Annotated in this window: 20 protein-coding genes; 5 read left to right on the top strand and 15 right to left on the bottom strand. The window is 72.6% G+C overall.

Annotated elements, in window-relative coordinates; all coding sequences use genetic code 11:
* Nucleotides 1-6: 6 nt before the first annotated feature.
* Nucleotides 7-600 carry an ankyrin repeat domain-containing protein gene (locus OJ997_RS00365; protein ID WP_270022986.1) on the bottom strand — a complete coding sequence of 198 codons (594 nt, stop codon included), beginning with the start codon at nucleotides 598-600 and terminating at the stop codon, nucleotides 7-9.
* A gap of 45 nt (nucleotides 601-645) precedes the next feature.
* Here OJ997_RS00365 and OJ997_RS00360 point away from each other — a divergent pair, with 45 nt between their 5' ends.
* Together OJ997_RS00360 and OJ997_RS00355 are read left to right on the top strand one after the other, a co-directional pair.
* Nucleotides 646-1,866, top strand: coding sequence for a hypothetical protein (locus OJ997_RS00360; RefSeq protein ID WP_270022985.1), 1,221 nt, complete (start codon nucleotides 646-648; stop codon nucleotides 1,864-1,866).
* Nucleotides 1,863-3,536, top strand: a complete 1,674-nt coding sequence (locus tag OJ997_RS00355) for a DUF1963 domain-containing protein (protein ID WP_270022984.1) — start codon at nucleotides 1,863-1,865, stop codon at nucleotides 3,534-3,536. Before OJ997_RS00360 ends, OJ997_RS00355 begins: the two co-directional genes overlap by 4 nt.
* Here OJ997_RS00355 and OJ997_RS00350 read toward each other — a convergent pair.
* From OJ997_RS00350 to OJ997_RS00315, 8 genes are read right to left on the bottom strand one after another with little or no spacing between them, the layout of a single operon-like run.
* Nucleotides 3,533-4,162 carry a VldE C-terminal domain-containing protein gene (locus OJ997_RS00350; protein ID WP_270022983.1) on the bottom strand — a complete coding sequence of 210 codons (630 nt, stop codon included), beginning with the start codon at nucleotides 4,160-4,162 and terminating at the stop codon, nucleotides 3,533-3,535. The genes OJ997_RS00355 and OJ997_RS00350 overlap by 4 nt on opposite strands.
* 30 nt (nucleotides 4,163-4,192) lie before the next feature.
* Entirely contained in the window at nucleotides 4,193-4,612 is a 420-nt protein-coding gene (locus tag OJ997_RS00345; protein ID WP_270022982.1) for a hypothetical protein, read from the bottom strand.
* 27 nt (nucleotides 4,613-4,639) lie between these two features.
* Complete coding sequence (locus OJ997_RS00340; protein WP_270022981.1) at nucleotides 4,640-6,166, bottom strand: hypothetical protein; 1,527 nt, start codon at nucleotides 6,164-6,166, stop codon at nucleotides 4,640-4,642.
* Entirely contained in the window at nucleotides 6,163-7,758 is a 1,596-nt protein-coding gene (locus tag OJ997_RS00335) for a SpoIIE family protein phosphatase (RefSeq protein WP_270022980.1), read from the bottom strand. The genes OJ997_RS00340 and OJ997_RS00335 overlap by 4 nt, the downstream gene beginning before the upstream one ends.
* Nucleotides 7,755-8,183: a response regulator gene (locus tag OJ997_RS00330; protein ID WP_270022979.1), complete on the bottom strand. Its 429-nt coding sequence runs from the start codon at nucleotides 8,181-8,183 to the stop codon at nucleotides 7,755-7,757. Before OJ997_RS00330 ends, OJ997_RS00335 begins: the two co-directional genes overlap by 4 nt.
* Nucleotides 8,183-10,321 carry an ATP-binding protein gene (locus OJ997_RS00325; protein WP_270022978.1) on the bottom strand — a complete coding sequence of 713 codons (2,139 nt, stop codon included), beginning with the start codon at nucleotides 10,319-10,321 and terminating at the stop codon, nucleotides 8,183-8,185. The genes OJ997_RS00330 and OJ997_RS00325 overlap by 1 nt, the downstream gene beginning before the upstream one ends.
* Nucleotides 10,314-10,913: a biliverdin-producing heme oxygenase gene (locus OJ997_RS00320; protein WP_270022977.1), complete on the bottom strand. Its 600-nt coding sequence runs from the start codon at nucleotides 10,911-10,913 to the stop codon at nucleotides 10,314-10,316. The genes OJ997_RS00325 and OJ997_RS00320 overlap by 8 nt, the downstream gene beginning before the upstream one ends.
* 57 nt (nucleotides 10,914-10,970) lie before the next feature.
* Nucleotides 10,971-12,509 carry a PAS domain-containing sensor histidine kinase gene (locus OJ997_RS00315; protein WP_270022976.1) on the bottom strand — a complete coding sequence of 513 codons (1,539 nt, stop codon included), beginning with the start codon at nucleotides 12,507-12,509 and terminating at the stop codon, nucleotides 10,971-10,973.
* A gap of 127 nt (nucleotides 12,510-12,636) precedes the next feature.
* On the opposite strand from OJ997_RS00315, the gene OJ997_RS00310 reads away from it, so the two are divergent.
* Complete coding sequence (locus tag OJ997_RS00310) at nucleotides 12,637-13,146, top strand: hypothetical protein (RefSeq protein ID WP_270022975.1); 510 nt, start codon at nucleotides 12,637-12,639, stop codon at nucleotides 13,144-13,146.
* A gap of 13 nt (nucleotides 13,147-13,159) precedes the next feature.
* On the opposite strand, the gene cofH is transcribed toward OJ997_RS00310, so the two are convergent.
* The 4 genes from cofH to OJ997_RS00290 all read right to left on the bottom strand — a co-directional run bounded on the left by cofH (nucleotide 13,160) and on the right by OJ997_RS00290 (nucleotide 18,053).
* Nucleotides 13,160-15,433, bottom strand: coding sequence for a 5-amino-6-(D-ribitylamino)uracil--L-tyrosine 4-hydroxyphenyl transferase CofH (gene cofH, locus OJ997_RS00305; protein ID WP_270022974.1), 2,274 nt, complete (start codon nucleotides 15,431-15,433; stop codon nucleotides 13,160-13,162).
* A gap of 38 nt (nucleotides 15,434-15,471) precedes the next feature.
* Nucleotides 15,472-16,812, bottom strand: coding sequence for an adenylate/guanylate cyclase domain-containing protein (locus tag OJ997_RS37270; protein ID WP_270022973.1), 1,341 nt, complete (start codon nucleotides 16,810-16,812; stop codon nucleotides 15,472-15,474).
* A 65-nt stretch (nucleotides 16,813-16,877) separates the two neighbouring features.
* Complete coding sequence (locus OJ997_RS00295; RefSeq protein ID WP_270022972.1) at nucleotides 16,878-17,618, bottom strand: hypothetical protein; 741 nt, start codon at nucleotides 17,616-17,618, stop codon at nucleotides 16,878-16,880.
* Between the two features lie 57 nt (nucleotides 17,619-17,675).
* A complete protein-coding gene (locus OJ997_RS00290; RefSeq protein WP_270022971.1) occupies nucleotides 17,676-18,053 on the bottom strand; it encodes a VOC family protein in 378 nt (125 codons plus the stop codon).
* A gap of 18 nt (nucleotides 18,054-18,071) precedes the next feature.
* Here OJ997_RS00290 and OJ997_RS00285 point away from each other — a divergent pair, with 18 nt between their 5' ends.
* Nucleotides 18,072-19,124 carry a sulfite oxidase gene (locus tag OJ997_RS00285; RefSeq protein ID WP_270022970.1) on the top strand — a complete coding sequence of 351 codons (1,053 nt, stop codon included), beginning with the start codon at nucleotides 18,072-18,074 and terminating at the stop codon, nucleotides 19,122-19,124.
* Between the two features lie 35 nt (nucleotides 19,125-19,159).
* Here the strand turns inward: OJ997_RS00285 and OJ997_RS00280 are convergent, their stop codons facing one another.
* The gene (locus OJ997_RS00280; RefSeq protein ID WP_270022969.1) at nucleotides 19,160-20,212 is read right to left on the bottom strand and encodes an NAD-dependent epimerase/dehydratase family protein; all 1,053 of its coding nucleotides are present in this window, start codon (nucleotides 20,210-20,212) and stop codon (nucleotides 19,160-19,162) included.
* A 37-nt stretch (nucleotides 20,213-20,249) separates the two neighbouring features.
* Here OJ997_RS00280 and OJ997_RS00275 point away from each other — a divergent pair, with 37 nt between their 5' ends.
* The gene (locus OJ997_RS00275; RefSeq protein WP_270022968.1) at nucleotides 20,250-21,434 is read left to right on the top strand and encodes a zinc-dependent alcohol dehydrogenase; all 1,185 of its coding nucleotides are present in this window, start codon (nucleotides 20,250-20,252) and stop codon (nucleotides 21,432-21,434) included.
* On the opposite strand, the gene fabD is transcribed toward OJ997_RS00275, so the two are convergent.
* A complete protein-coding gene (fabD, locus tag OJ997_RS00270; RefSeq protein ID WP_270022967.1) occupies nucleotides 21,431-22,354 on the bottom strand; it encodes an ACP S-malonyltransferase in 924 nt (307 codons plus the stop codon). The two genes, OJ997_RS00275 and fabD, sit on opposite strands and share 4 nt — an antisense overlap.
* Nucleotides 22,355-22,369 lie beyond the last annotated feature (15 nt).

Raw genomic sequence — 22,369 nt, 5'->3', positions numbered from 1 at the left:
CGGCGTCTACCCGTTTCCGAGCAGCGCGACGATCTGGGCGTGCCCGGTCCCGAGCTCGCCGACGGCGCCCTCCTCGACCCGGACGACCTCGATCCGCTCGGTTCCGTCCTCGAGCGGCTCCCGCGTGACCTCGACCGGGCCGTCGCCGGGCAGCGACGCGACCAGCGCCTGCTCGACGTCCTCCCCGACCCAGGCCTCGGCGGCTTCGAGCGCGGTCTGCCCGTCGGCGTCGCGCAGCGCCGGGTCCGCGCCGTGGGCGAGCAACGCGCGGACGACGCCGAGCGCGCCGCGCCCGGCCGCTCGCACGAGCGGCGCGCCTTCGCCGTTCGGGTTCGCGCCCGCCTCGAGCAGCGCGACCGCGGTCGCCGCGTCCAGGCGCAGCGCCGCGTAGACGAGCGGCGTCAAGTCGTTCTCCGCGTAGTCGGGAGCGGCGCCGCCCGCGAGCAGCGCACGTACCGCGTCGGTGTGGCTCCAGCACGCCGCGGCGCACAGCGGCGTGCCGTCCTCGTCACCCTCGTCGGGAGCGGCCCCGGCGGCCAGCAGCGCCTGCACCTCGGCGGCGTCGCCGTCGAGCGCGGCGTCGTAGAGCGGTGTCGTCACGGCGCGAAGGGTATGAAACGTGCCGGCTCAGGGCATCTCGACCGCATGCACGCACGCTTCGCCGGACTCGTGGTCGCCACGGCGCTCGCCCTCCCCGGGACCGCCGCCGCGCAGGGCGACTCCCCCAGCGAGTGGGGTGGCGGCGCGGGCGGCCACATCGCGCTGATCACGCAGGACCAGGACGACGGCATCGCGCGGCTCCAGGTGATCGGCCCGGACGGCGCGCGGTCGGCGTCCGAGCCGGTGACCAGCGGCTCCGCGCACCCGATCGTGACCGTCGGCCCACGCGGCGACGTGGTCGTCCTCTGGTACGACGGCGACCGGCAGCTGTGGGTCCGCTACCGGACGGCGGCAGGCGTGCTCGGGGCGCCGGAGCTCGCGGCCACGGGGGTCGAGTGGTCCGAGGCAGGCGTCCAGGTCGCGCTCGACGCGGCCGGCACCGCCACCGTCGTCTCCCTCACCCCGACGTCCAACCTGGACGCCGACGTGCGGGTGCGCACCCGCACCGAGAGCGGCGTGTGGAGCGAGCCGCAGACGCTCCCGGGCGGCGAGAACGTCTACGCGCCCGCCCTCGCGGTGACGCCGAACGGGTCGGCCGTGCTCGCCTGGCGCCAGCTGAGCCGGCGCCGCAACGCGACCGAGATCGTCGGCAGCACCCGGGCGCCGGGCGCGGCGACGTTCGCCCCGGTCTCGCGGCTCGTCGGCGCCCGACACGACCCGGGCGAGCCGTCCGTCGCGGCCAACGACCGCGGGGACGCCGTCGTCGGCTGGACCGAGTCGACGAAGGACTCGACCTTCTCCGTCCACGCGCGCTTCCGCTCGCCCGGGAAGGGGTTCGGCCCCGCGACCAAGCTCAACCGCACGCGTGACATGGCCGGGCCGTACGTCACGGCGCTCCCGAACGGCCGGATGGTGCTCGGCTGGACCGATCACATGCGGCGTCGCGCCGAGGGGCGCGTGCGGCTCGCGAGTGGCAAGCTCGGCCCGGTCCGCAAGTTCACCGAGGATCTGGAGCAGAACTCCGAGCTGTTCCCGCTCGCGGTCGGGCGCGGCGCGATCGCCTGGGCCGACCGCGATCCGGGCGTCGGCACGCTGCGCATCGCCCGCACGACGGCGAGCGGGCGCATCCTGAAGGGCGAGACGATCACCCGGGTGCGGGGCTGGACGCCCGGCCCCGCGTTCGCGGTCGGGCCGCAGGGTGCGGTCGCGGTGGCGGTCATCCCGCGCCTTCCGACCGACCCGTTCCGATGGGTGCGGGTCCCGTGAGCGGCCTGGTGTCCGGGCGCGCGCCGGTGGGCGCGACCGCCGCCACCGTGATCGACGACCGCGGCGACGAGCACCGCGTGCCGGTCGTGGACGGCGCGTACGCGGTCGACCTCGGCGACGTCGGCTTCAGCGAGCCGCTCGTGCGCTTCGAGGACGCGGACGGCGCGCTCGTCGCCGCGCCGCTGCCGGACGGCCCCCGCACCCGTGTGGAGGACGCGCGGGACCCGTGCCCGGTGTGCGCCGCACGCGCGTGGGTGCAGCTCGATGACGGCCTGCGCTGCGAGCGCTGCGGCTTCGACGCGGGCGCGCTGTGGGGCACGATGGCCAAGAGCGTCGCCGTGATGCCGGGCGACCCGATCGCGCTCGCACCGGGTGAGGAGAGCCCCGGTGAGCGGCGCGACCGCGAGCGCCGCGAGGCGCTGGCCGCCGCGCTCACGTTCCCGGTCTACGCGGTCCCCGACTGCGGCGCCTACCTGAGCTCCTTCGACGAAGACGCGACCTACGTCTCGATCACCCACCGCGCCGGCGAGGAGCTCGACGTCGTGACCGGCACGCACCCGGAGGTCGCGCGCGGGGACCTGCGCGACCAGCTCACCTACCGGCTCGACCCACCGTTCGACGAGGACGCGCAGCTGTCCCCCGCGGCGCGCCAGCTCAGCTACGACCACGCCGACCGGCTCCTGCGACGTCGCGTGGCGCGCCTGCCCGTCCGCACGCGGGAGCTCCTCGTCGACGGCGCGCCCGTGCCGTTCGCGTTCCTGGCGCTCGACGAGGCGTGGGTCGCGCGCGCCGAGCTGGGCGGCGCGACGGTCACGATCGCCGCCCTCGAGGTCCCGCCGGAGCAGGTCACGCTCGGCCGGCTGCTGGACGTCACCGACCCGTCCGCCGGGACGACCGTGGACGCTCCCCCGCGCGACGTCACCAGCCGCGCCGGCGTCGAGCGGCTGATCGCGGACTGCGGGCTCGAAGCCCACCGGGAGCGGATCCTGGCCTCCATCCGCCCGGGCTACCGGCTCGAGGAGGCCGACGACGGCCCGCACCGGATGGGCGGTCTGCCGGACCTGGCGCCCGGTGAGACGTGGCCGCTCGACGAGGAGGGCGAGCCGTACACGTTCGTCGCGCAGATCGACTGCTCCGCCCTACCGCCGCTGCCCACCGGCTTCGGAGCGCCGGCGTGGGACCACGGCGGCGCGCTGCTGCGGATCTTCGCCGCGGTGGAGGGTGCGGTCGAGGAGTTCCCGGCGGTCGTGCTGGCGTGCCCGGCCGACGCGCCGCTCACGCGCGCCTCCGGCGAGGATCTGGCCTACGAGACGGAGGAGCAGCACGCGCAGGCGGTGCCGTCGCTCACGACCGTGCTCGGGTACGGCTCCGGCGCCGACGACGAAGCGCGCGAGGCCTTCGCCGCGCTCGACCAGGAGCTCAAGCGCGGCGCAACGTTCACGAACCAGCTGCTCGGCCACGCCCGGTCGCCCTACGACGACGACGTGCGACCGGGCGCCCGCTGGGGCGGCATGGAGGACGAGGACCCCGACCAGTGGTGGGTGCTCGCGATGTTCAACACGGCCGGCTTCGAGGTCGGCGACGGCCACGGGCTGGCGTTCATGGTCCCAGCCGAGGACCTCGCCGCCGGGCGCTACGACCGGGTCGTGACGGAGATGTCGACGGGTTAGGAGCTCGCCCGCCGCGTCCAGAAGGACGTCTTCTTGGCCGCACCCCGCTTGGTCATGCCGATGTGCAGGTGGTCGCGGTGCGCGATCGTCTTGTTGACCTTGCGCTTGAGCTTGCCCTTCTTGGACAGGCACGGCGAGTACGGCCGGAAGCGGTCCATGCCCGCGCCCCAGTAGCCGCAGTCCCAGATGATCTCCTCGACGCCCATGCGGCGCGCGAGCGCCTGCGGCTGGCCGAGCTTGTCCGGCGCGAGCAGCAGCGCGATCAGGCGCTCGGCCTCCTTGCGCTGGGCGGGGACGGCGACGTCGAGCGCCCAGTCCACGGCGCGACCTTCGGCGTGCAGCGACGCGGAGCCCTTGCCCCACTTCTCGCACCGGTACGTGCCCCAGAACACGCCGTCGGCGTGCCTTCCGAGCCAGTTCACGAGCGCGGTCATGCCCGGCTTCGGGCGCTTGGAGCAGCGCGTGGCGGGATCGTACGTGGGCTCCTCGAGCGGCAGCTCGGCGAGCGCGTCGGCCGGGTTCTTGGCGACGGCGGTGTAGGCGACGGGTGACTCGTAGGCGTGTGCGGCAGCGACGGACAGCGACAGCGTGAGACCCACGGCGAGCGCGGAAAGACGGACCAGCATGCCGTATGTATCGGCACGCTCCGCGAGGAGCTACAACCGCAGCGTCACGTGGTCGTTGCCCGAGTAGGCCCCGAAGTGATCGGGCTCGATCTGCCACCCGCGCGGGCCGCGCTGGGCTCCGCAGAAGAAGCGCCAGCCCGCGGCGCGCCAGGTCAGCACGTCCAGGTCGCGCACGATGTAGCGCAGCGGCGCGACGATCCCCGGCTGGTCGGCCGACCAGATGAAGAACACGGATTCGAACGCGCCGACCGGCGTGCGCTGGACCTGATCCCACAGGGTCGCGTCGTCCAGGTGGATGCGCACGGTGCCGATCGCGGACCAGTCCGGCGCGGCCACGCGCCACGGGAGCGCGCCGAGCGTCGCGTCGAAATGAGCTGCGTAGCCCGCGTCGAGGACCGTCGCCTCATGGGACTGCACCCAGTCCTGGATGTACCCATGCTCAACGTACACCGTCTGTCTCCGTCGCCAACCATACACTCAGCCGTCGTCGAGCACTGCGTCAATCGAGTCGGAGAGCTTCGGCTTGATCACCCGGAAGGCTGCGTCGATCGCCGCGACCGCGTCGGGCAGGCCCCGCGCGGCGCCGAGCCGCACGTCGAGCCACGGCTCGTCCGGCCACCGCTCGCCGCAGCGTGCGAGCGCCGGAAGCGCGACGTCGGGGAGCAGCACGGCGGCGCCCGCGCCGTGCAGGAACGCGGTCGCCCAGGTCGCGTCGCCGGCGGCGCGCTCCGCGAAGCGCCCACGCGCGAGCGCCAGCCACTCCCCCACGGCGGCGTCGGCGGCCACCCCGTCCTCGGTCCGCGTCAATGGCTTGCGCGCGAGCCCGTGCTCCACCAGCGACTCCACGCAGGCCGCGGTCAGCGCAAGGTCCTCCTTGCCCAGCGCGTCGAGCCGGACGCCCTCGACGGCACGCTCACGGTCGGCGTACGCACGCGCTCGCACGACGCCGTCGCCGGCCCGCGCGCGCTCGAACGCCGCCACGAGCGGGCGCAGCGCGGCCGGCGCGAGCGCGAGCCGCGGCCCGGCGGTGAAGACGTGGTCGAACCGCCACCCCGGTCGCAGCCGCCGGCGCACCCACACCGGCTCGACCCGCAGGACGCCGCGCGCGACGAGCTCGATCAGCGCAAGCCGGAACACCGGCTCCTCGACCGCCGCGCCCTCCTGGAGGTAGCGCAGCAGGTACGCCTCGGCGGCGGTCAGCTCCCACGGCCGGTCGGGACCGGACGGCGTCTCGTCGGCCCGCGCCTCGGGTGCGGGCGCAGGTGGGGAGATCAGGTCGGCCAGCGCCGCGCGCGCGTCCTCCGGCAGCACCTGGGCGAGCTGCACCACCTCGACCCCGAGGTCCAGCCGCAGCCCGTCCTCGACCACGTCCGCCGCCCGGACCCACGAGCGGTGCGTGGACCACTCGCGCAACGCCTGTCCCGGCGCCCGGCCGAGCAGCAGCACGCGCCGGTCGGTGACCACGAGCAGCCCCCGGAAGTCGAGCGTCGCCGCGGCGACGCCCTCGACCACCTCCCCCGGCTCGAGCCGCTCCGGCAGCGCGACGATCGCCGCGTCGAGCTCGAACGTCGCCCACCGGCCCAGCGCGGCACGCACCTCCGCGCGCACGTCCCGCGCCGCGGTCTCGACCGCCGCGCCGGGCAGATGGCCGCGCGCGGTGTCGACGAAGCGCGCGTACTCGTCGGGCGGGCCGAGCGCCCCGAGCCGCACGTCGCGGCCCTGGAAGCGCAGCGTGAGCGACATGCCCGAGCCGCCCGTCTCGACCGCGGTCAGCTCGCTCCACGGGAAGTGCACGTCACGAGCGCGGCCGGCCAGGTACGGGCGTCGGATGAGCTCGACCCCGGCGGGTGAAGCGGCCGCGAGCCACCCGCGGCGCCGCCACAGCCCACTCGTGACCGCGTCGATCGGCTCGTCCGCGAACCGCTCCGCGAGCGCGTTGAGCGAACGCCGCTGCCCGAAACGGTAGATGCGCAGGCGGGTCTTGAGCTGGTCCGGAGTCGTCACACCCGCCGGAGCACGAGAATCGCGAGGTCGTCCTCGGTCGCCCCCGCGTGCTCGATCGTCGCCTCGTGGACGGCGTCCGCGATCGCGTCGGCCGACAGCCGGCGCGGGCCGACCGTCTTGAGCACCTCGGCCAGGCGTTCCTCGCCGAACAGGTCACGGCCACGCCGAGCCTCGATCACGCCGTCGGTATACAGCACGAGCGCGTCGCCTGCCGCGAGGGTGGTCTCCGTGTCGGTGATCCGGGGGCCGTCGAGCAGGCCCAGCAGCGGCCCGCTGGTCGCGACCTCGTCGACCACCCCGGACGGCCGGGCGACCAGCCCGGGAGGATGGCCGGCGAACGCCGCGCGAACGGTGCCGTCGGGCTCGAGCAGCACGCAGCCCGCGGTGACGAAGCGCGCCGAGTCCCGGCCCTCCTCGGCGATGATCGCGTCGTGCAGCGCGAGCAGGATCTCGCTCGGGCGCTCGAGGTGCTGGGCCTGGGCGCGGATCGTGTGGCGGGCGAGGCTCGTCAGCTGGGCGGCCTCGGCGCCGCGGCCGCAGACGTCGCCGATCACCATCACCCAGGCGTCGCCGCGCGGGAAGACGTCGTAGAAGTCGCCGCCGACGTCCATGGCGCGGGCGCCGGCGTTGTAGCGGGCCGCGACCTCGGCGCCGGGGATCGTCGGCAGCGACCGGGGCAGCAGGCCGTGCTGCAGCGTCGTCGCGATGTGGTGCTGATGCTCGTACAGCCCGGCGCGCTCGAGCGCCTGCGCGCACTGGCCGGCGAGCACGAGCAGCAGGCTGCGCTGGGCGTCGGGCAGCGCGTCCTCGCCCGGGAAGGAGACCACCATCGCGCCGAGCCGCTTGCCGTAAGCCACGAGCGACACGGCCGCCCAGCTGCCGCCGCCGTTGCCGCGATACGCCGCGACGAGGTCCGGATAGGCCTTCGCGAGCGCCGCCTCGTCACCGAACATCGCGTCCCCGGCGCGGGCGACCTGCACGACCGGCACCTCGGCCTCGAACGGCAGCGACGCCATCTCCGGATCGACGGTCTCGAGCGTCGTGTGCGCGAGCTCCAGGCGGCGCCGGTTCTCGTCGAACAGGTAGAGCGTGGCGTCGCGGGCGCCGACCTGGTCGCGCAGCGTCTCGGCGACGACCCGCATGACCTCGGCGCGGGTGAGCGCGGTCGCGAGCGCGACCCCGACCTGGTTGAGGAGCCGGAGCCGGTTCTCCGCGCGGCGCACGCGCAGCAGCGCCCGAGCGGTCGCGACGAGCACGGACGGGTCGACCGGCTCGGTGAGGTACGCGTCGGCGCCGCTCTCGAGCCCGTACACGCGCGCGGCGTCGTCGACGTGCGACTGCGAGCGCTGGAGCACCGGGATGTGCCGCGTGCGCTCGTCCTGCTTGAGCCGGCGGCAGACCTCGAAGCCGTCGATGTCGGGCAGGTGGACGTCGAGCACGATCAGGTCCGGATCGCGCCGCGCCAGGTCGAGCCCTTCCGTGCCGGTCTCGGCCTCCCACACCTCGAACTCGCCACGCAGGTAGCGCCGGATCGCGTAGCGGTTCTCCGGGCTGTCGTCGACGACGAGGACCGTCGCCGGCGCTTCCGTCATCGGCTTTGTCCCGGCAAGGTCGCGATGCGCCAGAAGTCGTGCAGGCTGACCACGATCCGGCGCAGCTCGGTGTAGTCGAGCGGCTTGCTCAGGTAGGCGTTCGCGCCCGCCTCGTAGGCGGCGTCGATGTCCTCCTCACGCGAGGAGCCCGACAGCACGACCACGGGCACGACCCGCAGCCGGGCGTCGGCCTTGAGCTGCGTGAGCACGTCCATGCCGCGGATGCCGGGGAGGTTGAGGTCCAGGAGGATCAGGGCGGGCCGCGGGTCCTCGCCGAGCAGCCCGGCGAGCGCCTCCTCGCCGCTGGCGTAGCGCTTGACGCCCTCGCGGGAGGTCGTCTCGCGCAGGACGCGGGAGAGGGCCTCGAAGTCCTCGTCGCTGTCTTCGACGACAGCGAGGGGCGAGAGTGCGCGGGCGGCTTCCATCAGTCTCCTTCGAGGGTAAAGCAGAAGGCCGAGCCCGCTCCGGGCGTGGAGCGCTCCAGCCAGAGGCGGCCGCCGTGACGCTCGGCGATCCGGCGCGCGATCGTGAGCCCCGCGCCGGTCCCGCCGCCGTAGGCCTCACGCGGATGCAGGCGGCGGAAGACGTGGAAGATCGCGTCGTGATGCTCGGGCGCGACGCCGATGCCGTTGTCGGTCACGCAGACGACGCCGTCGGACGCCGTGATCGCGATCTCGGGCTCGTCCGGGCTGTACTTGACCGCGTTGCCGATCAGGTTCACGAGGACCTGGCGCACGCGGATCCGGTCGCCGCGCAGGGGCATCTCCCCGCCCTCGACGGTCAGCTTCGGCGGGGCGGCGAGCAGCTCGAGCGCGTCCTGGACGACGTCGCCGACGGTGAAGTCGCTCATCTCCAGGTCGGCGCGACCGATCCGCGAGTACTCGAGCAGGGAGTCCAGCAGCGAGGCCATCCGCTGCGACAGGCGCTGGATCGTCGCGAGCCGCTCGCGGGCCTCCGCGTCCAGCGTGTCCTCGTAGTCCTCCACCAGGAACGCGGTGAAGTTCGAGATCCCGCGGAGCGGCTCCTTGAGGTCGTGCGCGGCGACGTACGCGAACGCGTCCAGCTCCTCGTTGGAGCGGGCGAGCTCGGCGTTGAGCGCCGCGAGCTGCTCGGCGCGGGTGATCAGGAACGTGCCGAGCGCGCTGCGCAGCTCGGCGACCGACTCGACCTCGACCGTGCTCCACGGCTTGCTCTCGCCCTCCACCGACTCCGCCCACGTGCGGAACGAGCCGTCGGGGTTCAGGCGGTCCACCTCTTTGATCGCGAGGCTCTTCGGGGCGTGCGCCCACTCGATCGTGCGCACGTACTCGCGCCGGAACCAGACGATGTGGTTGCCGCGGGCGACCGCGAGCGGAGCGGCGAGCACGCCCGGCATCTCGCCGGCGTGATCGTCGGTGGCGAACACCTCCGCGCTGGTCAGGCCGTCGAGCAGGGCGGTGACGTCGCCGGGGGTCTCGCCGATCAGCCGCAGCTCGTCGTCGATGCGGATCGCGGCGCCGTCCGCGCCGCACACCGCGAGCAGGTCCTCCCCGGCCGCGGCCAGGCCGTCGAGGATGCTCGAGGAGGCGGCGACGCGGTCGAGCACGGCGGAGCGCTTGGTGGCGAGCGTGCCCTGGCGGCGGCTGACCTCGAGCGCTTCGAGTGCCTGGAGCTGCATCGAGCAGACGATGCCGATCAGCTCGCAGGTGGCGCGGACCTCGTGCGGGACGAACAGCGGGCCGCTGTAGTGGTGGCCGGAGATGAGGCCCCACAGCCGGTCGCCGGTGGTCAGCGCGATCGACATCGACGCGGTCGCGCCCATGTTCTTCAGGTACTGGATGTGGATCGGCGAGACCGCGCGCAGCACGCCGCGCGACAGGTCCAGCCACTCGCCCGTGAGCGGGTTGACGATCGGCTCCAGCGGCGTCGCCGACGTCTCGACGTCGTGGATGAACCGCAGCCGGTTCTGGAAGAAGAGCGCGCGCGCCTGCGGTGGGATGTCGCTGGCGGGATAGTGCAGGCCGAGGAACGCGTCGAGGTCCTCGCGCTTCTCCTCGGCGACGATCACGCCGTGGTCGTCGGGCTCGAAGCGGTACGCCCACACGCGGTCCGAGCCGGTGAGCTCGCGCACGACCCGCGCGGCGCGCCACAGCAGCTCCTCCACGGACGGCGCGTCCTGCAGCAGGCCGAGCGCGCGGGCGATCTCGTCCTGGTAGCGCGTCAGGCTCGCCGTGCGGCTGCCGACCGGCTCGAGCTCGACGACGAGCACGCCCTCCGCCGGGCGGTAGGCGTACGCGTCGAGCATGTGCGTGCGCAGCGGGCGCAGGTTGGGCGTGGCGTCGGCGGCGGAGGCCTGGAGCTGCTCGACGACCTCGGCCGTCAGCAGCTCGTTCAGCGAGACGCCGAGCACCGAGCGGTTGAAGATCGTGGCCGCGTTGGCCGACGCCTGCACGATCTCGAGCGTGGACTCGTCGGCGGCGAGCAGCGCGCCATGGGCCTGGATGCCGCCGGGCGTGCGGATCGGCTCGCGGTGGCAGTTGGTCAGGTCGACCGGGGTGCCGGGCTCGAGCAGCGGCTCAGACATTCGGACCCTCCCCGAGGCGCGAGTGCGAGCCCTCCGGGCGAGTACTCGCCGCGACGCGAGCCTCTCGGCGAGCGTCGCCGCACAGCCAGCGCTCCATCTCTTCGAAAGTGGCGATCGCGGCGGTGGTGGAGACGGGCGCGTGGCGCTCGACGACCTCACCGAACGCGCGCCAGCGGGGCGCGAGGCCAGGGCCGCCGGCGAAGAAGGCGCTGTCGATGCCGAGGTTGCGGCGGACGAGCGTGCCGATCAGCGCGCCGCCGAGCGCGGAGCCCTCGATCACGTAGGCGACCCCAAGCGCTTCCCCGACGGTGGTGACGCTCGGGACCTTGCGGGCCAGCGGGAGCGTGTCCGGTGTGCTGTCGAGCGTGCGCAGGTCGGCCTCGATCAGCGGCAGCTTGCGAGCGTAGTCGAAGCCGGGGATGGTGACCGGCGCGAGCACGTCCTCAAGCGGGCGGTAGAAGCCGTAGAAGCGCTCCAGCAGCGCGCGGTAGCCGTCGCGCGTGGTGAGCGCGCGCTCGATGTCCACGCGCCGCTCCAGCCGTTCGTGATGGACGGCCGTCGCGGCTTTGAGGGCGCCCATAGCCGACGACATGACCCGCGCGACCCTAGCGAGTTCTGCGCTCGAAGTCCGTGCCTTGGCGTGTTCGATTCATGTCACGTCGAGCGGGAGCGAGGCCACGATCGTCGTGCCCTTGCCCGGCGGGCTCGCGAACGACAACGTGCCGCCGACCGCCTCGGCCCGGTCGCGCAGGCCGAGCAGGCCCGTGCCGCCCTCGGGGTCGGCGCCGCCGCGGCCGTCGTCGGCGATCGTGCAGCGGAGCACGCCGCCGTCGCGCGCGACCGTCACCGAGGCGCCGTCCGCGCCCGCGTGGCGCGCCGTGTTCGTCAGCGCCTCGGCCGCGATGTAGTAGACGGTGGCCTCGAGCAGCTCGGGCAGGCGCTCGTCGATCACGGCGAGCGTCACGGGCACCGGGAGGCGTTCCGCGAGCACTTCCAGCGCGCGGCTCAGGCCGTGGTCGACGAGCAGCGCCGGGTGCAGGCCGCGGGCGATCTCGCGCAGCTCGGCGAGGCCGGCGTCGAGCTCGCGCGCCGCTTCCTCCAGCAGGTCCGGGACCGCCTCCGGCCGGCGCTGGAGTGACGCGCGGGCCACGCGCAGCTGCAACGCGACGGCGACGAGACGGGCCTGCGCGCCGTCGTGGAGGTTGCGTTCAAGCCGGCGGCGCTGGTCGTCACCGGCCTTCACCAGCCGGGCGCGGGACGCGATCAGGTCGGTGCGGGCCTGTGCGGACGCGACCGCCAGCGAGACGAGCTCGGCGAACTCGCCCAGGCGGGTCTCGGACTCGGTCGGCAGCGGCTGCTCGCTCGCGATCCCGACCGCGCCCCAGAGCGCGCCGGAGACGAGGATCGGCGCGGCGGCGGTGGAGCGGTATCCGGTGCGGAAGCGCGTCTCGGCGGTCTCGCCGCCCCAGTCGTCGATCCGGGCGGGCGTGAGCGTGCGGACGACCTGCGCGAGCGCGGAGTCGTCGTCGGCGGGGAGTACCTCGCCGAGCGGGAAGACGTCCGCGCTGTCGCGGTTGTAGCGCCCGACGATCTCCGCGGTGCCGTCGCCGACGTAGCGCAGCACGACGGACGCGTTGACCTGCAGGACGCGCGCGACCTCGGCCGACACCGACGTGAAGATCCGGTCCGGCGAGGCCTCGGAAGCGACCAGCGTCGCGACGCGGCGCAGCGCCTTGTGCTCGTTCGCGACGCGCGAGACCTCGATCAGCTTCGCCTCGGGATCGCCCTCGAGCGCGCCGTCGCGGTTGGACTCGCGGTCGGTCAGGTCGATGCCGGTGGTGATGAGCCCCGTGCCGTCCATCGGCTGGTTCGACCACGCGATCAGCCGCCGCCCGCCGTCCTTGGTCTGCCAGTGGCCGACCTGCGGGCTCGACGTACCGGTCTTCCACACGAAGTCCAGGAACTCGCCGAACGCCTCGCGCTCCTCGGACGGGATCACGAAGTCCTGTGCGAGCTGGCCGAGCACCTCGGCGCGGGTGAAGCCCGTCGCCCGCTCGCACGCCTCGTTGAACAGCAGGATCCGGCCCTCGCGGTCCAGGACGCAGACGAGGGATTGGGTGGTCTCGGTGAGGATCCGTGCGAAGGAGTCACCGAGCTCGAGCTCCTCCGGCTGAGGCGTGTCATCCATGGCGCGCGGAGCAGCCTATCCATGCCCGCTTTTCGGTGAGTGACGCTCTGTTGATTGGACCAACAATGCGGTTGGGTATCCACCGCCTCGGTCCTGTCTCACCCGCTCTCTGGAAGGCCCCCACTCCATGTTGCGTCGAGTCATTGCCGCCGGTGCGGCAACCCTCGTTCTGCCCGTTTGCGCGACCTCCGCGCACGCCGCGACCGTCACGGCCAAGGCGACCTTCACCGCTGCGACCGACACGTTCAAGCCGGTCAACAACACGTCGCCACGCGGAACCGTGACGTTCCGCCAGACCGACAACGGCCCGATCACCGCCACCGGCACCGTCACCGGGCTCACGGCCAACCGCGCGTACCTGACGGTGCCCTACAGCGATGGCGTCTGCGCACCGCTGCCGGGCGTCACGGCGTTCCCGTCGGCGACCTGGACGACGAACGCCAACGGCGCCGCGACGTTCTCGGTCACCGTCAACCCGCAGGCGATCAACCCGCTGGCCATGTTCACCCTCGACCAGACGCACAGCATCTCGATCCGCGAAGCGCTCGTGCCCGGCCAGACCACCGGCCCGCTGACCACGCCCTCGATCCCCAACCCGATCACGGAGGCGTGCGACACCGATCCAGTGGTCCGGTAGCGCTGCGGCGGGCTCAGGCGACCTGAGCCTCCACCAACCGCTCCTGCACCCGTCCGTAGAGGGTCGTCCGCTGCTCGAGCGGACGGCCCAGCGCCGCGGTCAGCTCCGCCAGCGCGACCTCGTCGAGCGACTGCCCGTGCGAGGCGCCGGCGGCGCGCGAGATGTTCTCGTTCATGAGCGTGCCGCCGGCGTCGTTGACGCCCGCCTGCAGGAGCTGGCGCAGGCCGCCGAGGCCGATCTTCACCCACGAGGCCTGGATGTTGTCGATCTGCCCGTGGTACGCGATCCGGCCGACCGCGTGCATGAGCAGCGTCTCGCGGAACGTCGGGCCGCGGCGCGCGTCGCGCTTGAGGTAGATCGGCGACGCCATGTGCACGAACGGCAGCGGCACGAACTCGGTGAAGCCGCCCGTCTCCTTCTGCAGGTCGCGCGTGCGGAGCAGGTGGCGCGCCCAGGACACCGGCGACTCGACGGCGCCGAACATGATCGTCACGTTCGACCGCAGGCCGACCGAGTGCGCGATCCGGTGCGCTTCCAACCACTGTCCCGTGTCGATCTTGTCCGGGCAGAGGATCTCGCGGATCGGGTCGTCGAGGATCTCGGCGGCCGTGCCCGGGAGCGAGGACAGGCCGGCGTCCTTCATCCGGCGCAGGTAGTCCTCCAGGGGTTCTCTTAGACGCCGGGCGCCCTCGGTCACCTCGAGCGCCGTGAAGCCGTGGATGTGGATGTCCGGGACCTCGGCACGGACGGCCTTGGCCACCTGCCAGTAGAAGTCGCCGTCGAACGTCGGGTGGATGCCGCCCTGCAGGCACACCTCGGTCGCGCCGACCTCCCACGCCTCGCGGGCGCGCTCGGCGACCTCGGCGTGCGTGAGCAGGTACGGCTTGCCGCGCAGGTTCAGCGACAGCGGGCCCTTCGCGAACGCGCAGAACTTGCACTTGAAGGTGCACAGGTTCGTGTAGTTGATGTTGCGGGTGCGGACGAACGTGACGGTGTCGCCACTCGCCTCACGGCGCAGCTCGTCGGCGGCCTGCGCGACGGCGCCGACGTCGGTCCCGCGCGCGGAGAAGAGCGTGACGATCTCCTCCAGGCCGACCTCCTGCCCGGCGCGCACGCCGTCCAGGACCTCCTTGATCGCCCCGCGCGGCTCGCCGGTCAGCGGCAGCTCCATCGGCTGCGCGTCGGCGCCGGAGTACCAGGCGGTCGAGCGGCGGCCGACGAGCTGCACCTCCGCGCCGTCGGCGACGTTGGCGACATCCTCGAAGCGCTGCGGGAGCACCGCGCCCGGGTCGTCACGGCCGAGGCCCTCGGCGTCGGCGCGGTCGATCGTCGGGAAGCGCAGGTCCGGGTGGACCCAGTCGATGAACTCGGGGTAGACGGCCAGGCGCGGCGCGAGCTGCTTGCCGGCGGCCTCGGTGGCCTCGCGCAGACGGGCGAGCGACGGCCACGGGCGCTCCGGGTTGACGAAGTCGGCGGTGACCGGGGACACACCGCCCCAGTCGTCGATGCCGGCGTCCAGCAGGGCGCCCATGTCCGAGGCCAGGTTCGGCGGCGCCTGCACGTGCACGTCGGCCGGGAGGATCTCGCGGGCGAGGCGGATCGCGTCCAGGTGGTCCTCCTCCGGGCACGGCGGGTGATCGCGCATCGCGGTGCCCGGCTTGGGCAGGAAGTTCTGGACGATCACCTCCTGCACGTGGCCGTGGCGCGCGTGGCTGTCGGCGATCGCCTGCAGCGCGTCGACCCGGTCCTGCCGGTCCTCGCCGATGCCGACGAGGATGCCCGTCGTGAACGGGATCTTCAGCTCGCCCGCCCACTCCAGCGTCGCCAGCCGGCGCGCGGGATGCTTGTCCGGCGCGCCGCGATGGCACGGCAGGTCCTCACGCAGCGACTCGAGCATCATCCCCTGCGACACGCTCACGCCTTTGAGCAGCTCGAGCTCGTCGCGGCTGATCGCGCCCGCGTTGGCGTGCGGCAGCAGCCCGGTCTCCTCGACCACGAGCTTGCACATCGCCGCCAGGTACTCGACCGTGCTCGCGTAGCCATGCTCCGCGAGCCACTCGCGCGCGACCGCGTACTGGGCCTCCGGCGCCTCACCGAGCGTGAACAGCGCCTCGTGGCATCCCGCCTCCGCCCCACGTACGGCGACCTCGACCACCTGCTCGGGCGACATGTACGGCGCGGCCAAGTTCTTCGGCGGCTGCGCGAACGTGCAGTACCAGCATCCGTCGCGACAGAGCTGCGTCAGCGGGATGAAGACCTTGGGCGAGAACGTGATCCGGTCAGGCATGGATCGCTACAGCGTGGCAAATCGCGATGACGGGCTTCTCACAGCCCGCGCAGGACGTAGGCCTGGACCGGCTCGGCCTTGCCCTTGATGGCCAGCGGTGGGAGCGGCTCGACCCGCGCCGCGTCCGGCAGATGGTCGCGGGTGGTGGCCGCGATCACGATCTCGCCGGGCTTGGCCTGACCCTCTAGGCGGGAGCCGAGGTTGACGGTGTCGCCGAAGACGCCGTGGATGCGGTGCCCGCGGTCCCCCACCACACCCGCGAGCACCGGGCCGGTGTTCACGCCGCAGCGGAAGATCGGCCAGTCGGGCTGGCGGATCGCCGCCGCGCGGCGTTGCAGCTCGAGGGCGGCCTTCGCGCCCCGGAGCGCGTGGTCGGGGTGGTCGCCGCGCTTGTTGAAGATGGCGAAGATCTGGTCGCCGACGAAGTCCTGCACCTCCCCGTCGAAGTCGTCGACGATCATCGGCGCGAGGTCGCCGAAGTAGCTGACGAGCATCGCGTGCACGGCCTCGGGGCCGTTGGCCTCGGCGAACGGCGTGAACCCGCTCAGGTCCGCGAACAGCACGGTCACCTCGCGGTGCCCGGCGAGCGTCTCGTCGAGGTAGAGCGCGCTGAACCGCTCCTCGAACCACTCGCGCTGCGCGGCGGCGGCGATCGTGAAGAAGCTGATCGCCATCAGCACGTGCCATTCCCACCAGCTCAGCTGCCAGCTCGTGGTCAGCGAGGCGAGCACGATCACGAGCGACTCGGCCAGCAGCGCGAACGCGAAGGCAATCGCGAACGCCAGCTTCGAGTCGCGACGCGCGGCGATCCGGAAGTACTGGACGGCGGCGAACCCGTAGCTGAGGACGCCGAGCAGGGCGAACACGCCGAGCGTGGCCTCCGCGTCCTCGGGCGCCACGGTGTCGCGGAGCGGCGGCAGCTCGGCGAGCGAGAAGAGCGCCCACAGCGCGAGCAGCCCCAGCACCCCGCCGACCAGCGCCCGTGCGTGACGGACGATCACGAGGGCCGTCCGCAGCGGGTACTCGATCGCGGAGGCCGCGGCGAGCAGTCCGGCGACCACGAGCCCGACGGGCGTCGCGAGCACGAACCCGGCGTTCCCCTTCTCCAGCAGCACGCCCGGCGTGGCCAGCGCGTGCAATCCGAGGAACCCGGCGCTGGCCAGGAACGCGAGCCCGATCAGCAGCAGCCGCGCGTCCTTCCTTCTCCGTCCCGCCTCGCTCACCGCGACCGCGAGCCCGGCGTTGACCACACCGGCGACGAGCACGATCCAGAAGTGCGCGGGCTGGTCCTCCCAGCGCGCGTCCAGGTCGGGCGCGGCCCGCAGCGCCACGATCACCACGATCGGCAGACCCAGCGCGATCACGATTCGAACAGGCACGGCCAAACAATACGGTCTCGACGTGATCGGAACTCGTGCGCGTGGATGGCCGTGGTTCCGGCGTTCTACGCCGCGCGTGTGACCGTCACGCTTCCCCCAGACGATGCGTGTACGACCCACGAGCTGTAGTCGCTCACGCCGTCCCAGCTCACCGACAGCTCAAGCGGCATCTCCGCGTCGAGTGTGGGTTGCGTAATGAGCATCACGTCGACCTCGTACGCGCCGACGACATCGACGTCATGGAGAATGCCGTTCCAATAGGAGATCGTCTCGCTCCCATTGCCCAGGTCCGCGACCTCTTCACTGACAGACGAGTGGAACACGAAGGCTTCGTGCGGCCGTAGACGCAGTCCAGCGCCTTTCGGGACGGCGGCATTGGCCAGCACCCTGCTCGCGGCCCGGTCGCCGACGTTGCGAAAGCTCAACCTCAGCAGGAACTCCGTAGGCGGTGCGTCCGGCGCCGGCTGACTCACCGAGAGCACTCGGACGGATGTCTCAATCTGCGGCTTCTTGGACCTCTCAACTCGCCAGGAAGCGACTTGCTCGCGCGAGAGCTCTGCTTCCTCCTCGGCCGCCTGCGCCGTACGTTCTGCGGCGGCGGCCGTACGATTCGCCGACGCGCTCGCCTGCTTCGCCTGATGCGCGCTGCTGCGTGTCAGGACTAGCGCAAGCACCGCCGCGATCCCGCCAATGACCCCGGCGCCCGCCCCGATCCATTCAAGGGGGCCGGGTGAACCATCGTCGCAGTTCGTGCATCGAAACTCTTCGACGCGTTGTGCGAACAGACATAGGTCGAGAAAAGTCACGGAGTTATAGGTATCACCCTCAACTGGCGCACGGCAACCGGACGCCGTGGTTCCCGTTCAGTACGCGATGAACTCGAGGAGGCTGCCGTCGGGGTCGCGGAAGTAGACGCTCGTGCCCTCGCCGCGGGCGCCGTGACGGGTCACCGGGCCGTCTTCGATCGGCACGTCGTGGCGCTGGAGATGGGCGACGGCGTCCTCCGGGGAGCCGTCCCAGACGAAGCAGAGGTCGCTGTTGCCGGGCATGACCGGCTCGCGGGCGACGAGGGTGCCGACGTCCACCCCGGGCCCGTGGACGTTGAGCTGCGTGTCCCCGAGCCGGTACGCGACGCGGCCGGAGCCGCCCTCGACGATCTCCGCGCCGACGACGTCGCGGTAGAAGGCGTTGGAGACGTCCCAGTCGGAGACGTGGATGACGCAGTGGTCGAGCCGGATCATCCCCGTAGGCTGACGGGCATGTTCGGCAAGCGCGACGTGATCGTCCACGGCACCGACCCGTACAACGCCGAGACCGAGCGCGCGGCGCTGGCGGCCGGGCCGATCACGGCCACCAGCGCGTTCTACGTGCGCAACCACGGCGAGGTGCCCGAGGCCGGCTCGGCGTGGCGGTTGCGCGTGGACGGCCTGGTCGAGCGGCCGCTGGACTTGTCGCTGGCGACGCTGCGCGAGGCGCTGCCCGAGTACGAGGTGACCGCGACGCTGCAGTGCGCGGGCAACCGGCGCGCGGGGCTGATCGCGATCCGCGACATCCCGGGCGAGGCGCCGTGGGGTCCGGGCGCGACCGGCACGGCGACCTGGACGGGCGCGCGGCTCGCGGACGTCTTGAAGCTCGCCGGCCCGCGGGCCGGGGCTGCGCACGTCGGCTTCGAGGGCGCCGACCTGAGCCCCGAGGCCAAGCCGCCGCAGCACTTCGGCGGCTCGATCCCGCTCGGCAAGGCCGAGCGGCCCGAGGTGCTGCTCGCGTGGGCGATGAACGGCGAGCCGCTCGAGCCCGTGCACGGCGCGCCGCTCCGGGTCGTCGTGCCGGGCTACATCGGCGCGCGCAGCGTGAAGTGGCTGAACCGGATCGAGGTGCGGGCGCACCCGTGGAAGGGCTACTTCCAGGACGTCGTCTACCGGCTGCTGCCGCCCGAGGGCGCGCCGGCGTCCGGAGCGGGCATGCCGCTCGGCCTGGTCGCGCTCAACGCGGACATCCTCTCCGCGACGGCCACCGAGGTGCGCGGCTACGCGTTCGCGGGCGGTGAGCGCTTCGTCACGCGCGTGGACGTCTCCACCGACGGCGGCGCCACCTGGACGCAGGCCGAGCTCCTCGACGACCTCGGCCCCTGGGCCTGGCGCCACTGGCGCGCGCCGCTCGATCTCCCACCGGGCGAGCACGAGCTGGTCGTCCGCGCCTGGGACTCGTCCGCCGCCACCCAGCCCGACGACGAGGCCGGCCTATGGAACCCGAAGGGCTACGTCAACAACGCCCGCCCCCGCGCAACCCTCGAGGTGCCTCGACGAAGTTAAAGGCCCAGGGCCTTTAACCGTCCCTTAGCATCGCTTTAGAGTCGGCGGCCGACGCCCGAAAGGATCTCCTTGATCCGCAAGGGGCCGCCGGCGTGGGGCTTGAGCGGCGGTGTGTCGAGGCCTGAGGCCTCGCGCATGCCGGCGAGCAGCTCGCGCAGCGCGGTCGCCGCGTCGACGGTCGGGGTCCAGCCGAGGTGCTCCTTCGCGCGGGTGGTGTCCATGGTCGGAACGGCGAGGCCCATGTCCACCCAGCCGGCGGGAGCGGGCTGCAGGTGGGCGCGGAAGGTGAGGTCGGCGCCGACGCGGATCGCCTTCTCGGGCACGGTCACGCGACGGGTCTGCAGGACCTTGGCGAGCGTGTCGGGATCGAGCACCGGCTCGGCGGCGATGTTGTAGGCGCCCTCGGCGTGCTCTTCCAACGCCGCGAGGCGGTACGCGTTGCCGACGTCGGAGGCGTGCACGCACTGCACGGACAGGCGGTCCGGGAGCGGGAGCACCGGAAGACGGCCGGGCTTGAGCAGCCACGCGGGCAGGAACGGACCGGCGAACAGGCGCCGGATCTCCGGGCCCGCTTCACGCTTGAAGATCAGGCCGGGCCGCAGCCGGACGATCCGCGTGCCGCGACCTTCCAGCTCGTCCAGGATGTGCTCGCACGCGGCCTTGTGACGGGCGTAGAACAGCGACGGCACGCCCTCGCGCGCCCAGGACTCGTCGACCGCGCGGTCCTTCGGGCCGGGCGAGTACACGCCGACCGAAGACGCGTGCACGAGCACCTCGACCCCCGCCGCCAACGCGGCCTCGAACACGCGCCGCGAGCCCTGCACGTTCACGCGCTCGAGCTCGGCGTCGTCGCGGGAGGGCTGGATGAGCCACGCGAGGTGGATGACGGCCGAAGCGCCCGCGAAGGCGCCGGACAGGTCGTCGGAGGCGACGTCGGCGGAGACCCAGGTGACCTTGGGCGGCGTCCAGTTCGAGATCCGCCGCGCGATGCCGACGATCTCGTCGACCCGCTCGTCGGCACCGAGTGCCTCCAGGACACTCGTCCCGACGTTCCCCGTCGCACCTGTGACCACCACTTTGCGGCTCATCTGTAGGCCCTACCCAGTGTGGGTAGCGAAACCCGCAATGAAGGCATTGACTTGGCATGGCGTGCACGACGTGCGCGTGGACAACGTTCCCGACCCGACGATCGAGCACCCGACCGACGCGATCATCAAGGTCACCTCGACCGGCATCTGCGGCTCCGACCTGCACCTGTACGAGGTGCTCGGGGCGTACATCGACTCGGGCGACATCCTCGGCCACGAGCCGATGGGCATCGTCGAGGAGGTCGGCGCCGAGGTCACCGACATCAAGCCGGGCGACCGCGTCGTCATCCCGTTCAACATCTCCTGCGGACACTGCTTCATGTGCGGCACCGGCCTGCAGTCGCAGTGCGAGACGACCCAGGTGCGCGAGTACGAGACCGGCGCCGCGCTGCTCGGCTACACGAAGCTCTACGGCCAGGTCCCCGGCGGCCAGGCCGAGTACCTGCGCGTGCCGCAGGCGCAGTACGGCCCGATCAAGGTGCCCGAGGGCCCGTCGGACGACCGCTTCGTCTACCTCTCCGACGTCCTCCCCACCGCCTGGCAGGCGGTCAAGTACGCCGACATCCCCAAGGGCGGCAGCGTCGTCGTGCTCGGCCTCGGTCCGATCGGCGAGATGTGCACGCGCGTCGCGCAGCACCTCGGCGCCGAGAACGTGATCGGCCTCGACCTCGTGCCCGACCGGCTCGCCCGCGCGAACGCGCACGGCGTCACGGCGGTCTCGATCGAGGACCACGACGACATCGCCGCCTACGTCCGTGAGCTCACCGGCGGCCGCGGGCCGGACGCCGTGATCGACGCGGTCGGCATGGAGGCGCACGGCGCCCCGATCGGCAAGCTCGCCCACCGCCTCGCGAGCTTCCTGCCCGACGCGGTCGCGCGCAAAGCGATCGAGACGGCCGGCATCGACCGCCTCTCCGCCCTGCACCTCTCGATCGAGCTCGTCCGCCGCGGCGGCACGATCTCTCTGTCAGGCGTCTACGGCGGCGCGGCCAGCCCGATGCCGCTGCTGCAGATGTTCGACAAGCAGCTCACGTTCCGGATGGGCCAGGCCAACGTGCGCAACTGGATCGACGAGATCCTGCCGCTGGTGACCGGCGACGACGACCCGCTCGGCGTCGACAACTACGCCACCCACCACATGAAGCTCGAGGACGCCCCGCACGGCTACGACATCTTCCAGAAGAAGCAGGACGGGGCGTTCAAGATCGTGCTGAACCCCTAGCGCGCGACGAACTTCCCGAGCTTCTTGGGCGAGTCCGCGGCGGTGATGTCCATGCCGTCGCGGATCTGCCGGACCAGCCCGATCAGCACCTTGCCGGGGCCGAGCTCGAGGAACGTGTCCGCGCCCTCCTCGACGAGCGTGTTCACGCAGTCCACCCAGCGCACGGGCTTCGCGATCTGCGCGAGCAGCGCCTCGCGGATGCCGTCGCCCGTCGTGACCAGCTCGCCGGACGCGTTCGAGACGAGCGGGATCGTCGGGTCGCTGAACGTGACGTCGGCCATCCGCTCGGCCATCTTCTCGCGCACCGGGACCATCGCCTCGCTGTGGAAGGCGGCGCCGACCTGGAGCTTGACGGCGCGCTGCGCACCCGCTTCGGGCGCCGCCTCGACGAGCTTGTCGATCGCGTCCAGATCACCGGACACGACGACCTGCGACGGCGTGTTGAAGTTGGCGGGCGCAACGCGGCCGTCGATCGACTCGCACAGCTCCGCGACCTTGTCGGCGTCGAGCCCGAGCACCGCGGCCATGCCGCCCGGCACCTCGCTCTGGGCCTCCGCCATCAGCGCGCCACGCGCGGAGACGAGCTTGATGCCGTCCTCCGGGCTGAGCGCACCCGCGACGACCGCGGCCGTGTACTCGCCGAGCGAGTGGCCGGCCACGTAGTCGGGCGTGATGCCCTGCTCACGCGCGAGGTCGGCCATCGCCAGCGCGACGCAGAACAGCGCCGGCTGCGCGACGTCGGTCGCGGTCAGCGCCTCGATCGGCCCTTCCAGGCACAGCTGGCGGATCGGCTTGCCGGACGCCGCCTCGGCCGCCTCGAAGTACGGCTCGAGCAGCTCCGGCCGCTCCTCGAGCAGGTCGCTGCCCATGCCGACCTTCTGAGAGCCCTGGCCAGGCAGCAAGAACACAAGCTTTCCCATGCGGGCGAGTCTTGC

The organism is Solirubrobacter phytolaccae (genome assembly GCF_027587195.1).
GTDB classification, from domain to species: domain Bacteria; phylum Actinomycetota; class Thermoleophilia; order Solirubrobacterales; family Solirubrobacteraceae; genus Solirubrobacter; species Solirubrobacter phytolaccae.
The sequence above is the reverse complement of the archived record's forward strand: the minus strand, read 5'-3'. Positions and strand labels throughout refer to the sequence as shown.

Excerpts from the sequence above, each read along its gene's own strand:
- OJ997_RS00360 (WP_270022985.1), top strand. The coding sequence starts at position 646 with ATGCACGCACGCTTCGCCGGACTCGTGGTCGCCACGGCGCTCGCCCTC.
- OJ997_RS00350 (WP_270022983.1), bottom strand. The coding sequence starts at position 4,162 with ATGCTGGTCCGTCTTTCCGCGCTCGCCGTGGGTCTCACGCTGTCGCTG.
- OJ997_RS00335 (WP_270022980.1), bottom strand. The coding sequence starts at position 7,758 with ATGACGGAAGCGCCGGCGACGGTCCTCGTCGTCGACGACAGCCCGGAG.
- OJ997_RS00330 (WP_270022979.1), bottom strand. The coding sequence starts at position 8,183 with ATGGAAGCCGCCCGCGCACTCTCGCCCCTCGCTGTCGTCGAAGACAGC.
- OJ997_RS00325 (WP_270022978.1), bottom strand. The coding sequence starts at position 10,321 with ATGTCTGAGCCGCTGCTCGAGCCCGGCACCCCGGTCGACCTGACCAAC.
- OJ997_RS00320 (WP_270022977.1), bottom strand. The coding sequence starts at position 10,913 with ATGTCGTCGGCTATGGGCGCCCTCAAAGCCGCGACGGCCGTCCATCAC.
- OJ997_RS00315 (WP_270022976.1), bottom strand. The coding sequence starts at position 12,509 with ATGGATGACACGCCTCAGCCGGAGGAGCTCGAGCTCGGTGACTCCTTC.
- OJ997_RS00310 (WP_270022975.1), top strand. The coding sequence starts at position 12,637 with ATGTTGCGTCGAGTCATTGCCGCCGGTGCGGCAACCCTCGTTCTGCCC.
- cofH (WP_270022974.1), bottom strand. The coding sequence starts at position 15,433 with ATGCCTGACCGGATCACGTTCTCGCCCAAGGTCTTCATCCCGCTGACG.
- OJ997_RS00290 (WP_270022971.1), bottom strand. The coding sequence starts at position 18,053 with ATGATCCGGCTCGACCACTGCGTCATCCACGTCTCCGACTGGGACGTC.
- OJ997_RS00285 (WP_270022970.1), top strand. The coding sequence starts at position 18,072 with ATGTTCGGCAAGCGCGACGTGATCGTCCACGGCACCGACCCGTACAAC.
- OJ997_RS00280 (WP_270022969.1), bottom strand. The coding sequence starts at position 20,212 with ATGAGCCGCAAAGTGGTGGTCACAGGTGCGACGGGGAACGTCGGGACG.
- OJ997_RS00275 (WP_270022968.1), top strand. The coding sequence starts at position 20,250 with ATGAAGGCATTGACTTGGCATGGCGTGCACGACGTGCGCGTGGACAAC.
- fabD (WP_270022967.1), bottom strand. The coding sequence starts at position 22,354 with ATGGGAAAGCTTGTGTTCTTGCTGCCTGGCCAGGGCTCTCAGAAGGTC.